The following is a 2,787-nucleotide window of genomic DNA, read 5'->3' on the forward strand; positions in this document are numbered from 1 at the left end:
CAGAGTTGAAACCGCCCTCTAATTCTATTTAATTCTTTTGGGCTTAGGACTATTGATTATGTCAGCCTTAAAGTCTTAGATGTTCATTTGAGTATATCGAATGGAAGTGTGGTGAGTGCGACAATTGATATTCCCTATGGAAAGACGGGGCAGCCTCCTAGAAGTAGAATGTCTTATGGGAATTCCGTTGATTCCAAGGTCGCAGAGTTGCTGAGGCTTAAGATATCGAAACGCCCCCTTAATGCACCATTGTTTGAGCTTTCGGATAGCTGCGCCGCACGGCAAACTGGAATTCTTGATGGACATATGGGTGTAAATTCCGCCTCTATCTATTTAATGAAAACTATTGGAAAGCTTTTTCTTGGTTTTCACCTAAATCCATATAGATTTCGCTATTCGGTTGGGACTGAGGCTTATCGAGAAACTGGAAACCCATATATTACTGCCCGAGTGCTGAGGCATTCCGATATACAAAATGTCATCGTGTATATAAATGAGATTGTCTTGGCTCAAGCTCATGATAGGGTTGCTGCTGAGGTTTTTAAGGATATTAGTGAAGTAATTGGCGCTGGAGTAAAAGCCAAGACATTTTCTGGTGTTGTTATAACAAAGCAAGTTTTTAAAAAAGGCGACCTCTCAACAGTTCGTGCTCGCGAGGAGCTTGGCAATTTTGATCCAATCGGAGGATGTGCAGGCGGAATCCGATGCGCTCAAGGCGTTCCAGTAGCGTGCTATTGTTGTCTAAAGTTCCGCCCGATAAAGGAGGCTGATCATCACGGGATGTTGAAAGCTACTCTGGCGAACTATTTTTTGTTTTTTGAAAAAGATGAAAAGATAGCATCTAGCCTAATACCTCCCATCCTTGGTATGGCCCAGGTTTGCTATCTAATAACGACAAGCTGAATTTAGATTGATGGTGGCTCTGTGGATAATATTACTCTTTTTGTACCAAAAGATGAGTTGAGTGCTTTGGCTCAGATAGAAGGCTTTATTAGTTATGCTAAGAGTAACTATATGGGCGTTATTGGGCTCAAATCTGTTGATTTCGATTCGCTTGTTTGGTCTATCGATCTTCAGTTTCTTGGTGGAAAAAGAGCCAAAATGGCTCATGTGAAATTTACTAAACATGGAACAAAAAGCCCTCGTGGTCTTGTAGAGCCTAGCGCCGATATCCTGATCCAGGAGCCATTTTTAAGTTTCTTTAAGGCCGTTTTTTTGCATCGGTTAGTACATTCAAAGACACAAGCTTTAAGCGATATGTTAACTGTGATTAAAGTGCTGCATCATGTTGTGTGTCAACGGCTTGGTGAAAGGGCTCACCCGTCACTTGTTTTAAGGAGTGACTTTATTGCAGCAGATATTGTCTTAGAGAAATTGGCACCTGAGAGCGCTTATCGTCGAGCTGTTGGTTTGAGTGTTTTCTTGGATTTAATGAATGATAATTTTCTATTTGCCAAGCCCGTTAGTTGGAAAAATCAGCGAGATAAGCCGATAGAGATGAGGCTGGATATTTCCGATGAGTCCGAAAAAAGGCGAGTAGAAAAAATGCCATCAATGAAAGCTGTTGTTTCTTTGATTCAAATGGCGATGTGGGCATTGGATGGTGAACTTTATATGAAAATCCCCGTCGATTTAACAGCAAATGCAGAATGGTCTTTTGATCGAAAGAGGGAGTATTGCGACGAAAAGGATGGTCCGGTTATTTTGGGAATGGCATTGGGAGCGCTTGGCTTGAACTGTCGTATCACAGAGCTTGCGCTTATGCCTTTCAATGCCGAGTCTTTTACTCTTGCAAAGGGCGAGCTTGATTCCGATGGTATTGCGGAGGATGAAGACCGTTTTGCACTACGGTGGAAGCCGGTCAAGGGTGGTGCGCCAATGGTGAAGCCGTTTTCTAGGGAATTAGCCGGTTTTGCAAAATTAATTGTGGGTAAACTCAAGCGGTTGAGTGAGCAGCCAAGACGAGTGGCGAAGCATTATGAGTGTAATCCCAGTGTTCTCTATCTCCCGCCAGAATTAGAATATATTAGAAAGTGTACTTGGCTGACCGAAATGGACGCATCTAAATTGGTTGGTATAGATGTTGGTAGTTTGGATGTTTGGTGTGAGAGGAATTTGGTTCGTCGGAAAAGGGGCGGTTCCGGGGAAGGGGGGGAGGAGGTCCTCTGTGAATTTTCCAGCTTAGAGAACGCTCTTCTTGAAAAGCTTCCGAAAGGTTTTCCGTATGCTTTTGGGGGGGTGAAATATAGTGATTTGATGTTTTGTTGCTTTCACAACCAAACTCATACGGGGCGTGGAACTTGCAAATTGATTCCATCACGCTTTCGCCAAGATACCTTTGAGCACGTTTTGACAGAACGTAAAACCGTTGAAGCTCATTGTTCTGTATTTGAGAAGTATGGATTTTATGAGGACGACGGTGCAAAGATTGATGTAACGACGCACGAGTTCCGTCATTTCTGGCAGTCGCAGTTGAAGAAGGCGGGAGTTTCGGAGCTTATCGCTGCATATGCAGCGGGTCGCGCTGACATTAAGCATAATGAAGCATATGACTTACTGAAACCTCGCGAAGTTGCCGGAATGTCTTTCGATATTATTGATAAGTCTAAAGAAAGTGTTTTCGAACTAAGTGCTTTGGCCATTGCTCACGAAGTTCTTGGTAGTGTAATTGACAGAGAGACTTCAGGGCGATCGGCAGTTGTTTCTTTCAGCAAGAATGCGATAGTCACTTTTGATGGCGATAGCGGAGTGTTGAATTTTCAAGGGTGGGCGGTTTCAAGTCTGAAG

General features: G+C 43.3%; 2 protein-coding genes. Both read left to right on the top strand.

Annotated features, from left to right (window positions below):
- Window positions 1-111: 111 nt before the first annotated feature.
- Window positions 112-903 carry a site-specific integrase gene (locus ETQ85_RS07250; RefSeq protein ID WP_148578365.1) on the top strand — a complete coding sequence of 264 codons (792 nt, stop codon included), beginning with the start codon at window positions 112-114 and terminating at the stop codon, window positions 901-903.
- 21 nt (window positions 904-924) lie between these two features.
- Window positions 925-2,787, top strand: a 1,863-nt coding sequence (locus ETQ85_RS07255) for a hypothetical protein (RefSeq protein ID WP_222862091.1), incomplete at its 3' end; no start/stop codon positions are given.

It is taken from the genome of Zoogloea oleivorans (assembly GCF_008107625.1).
Classification (GTDB): domain Bacteria; phylum Pseudomonadota; class Gammaproteobacteria; order Burkholderiales; family Rhodocyclaceae; genus Zoogloea; species Zoogloea oleivorans.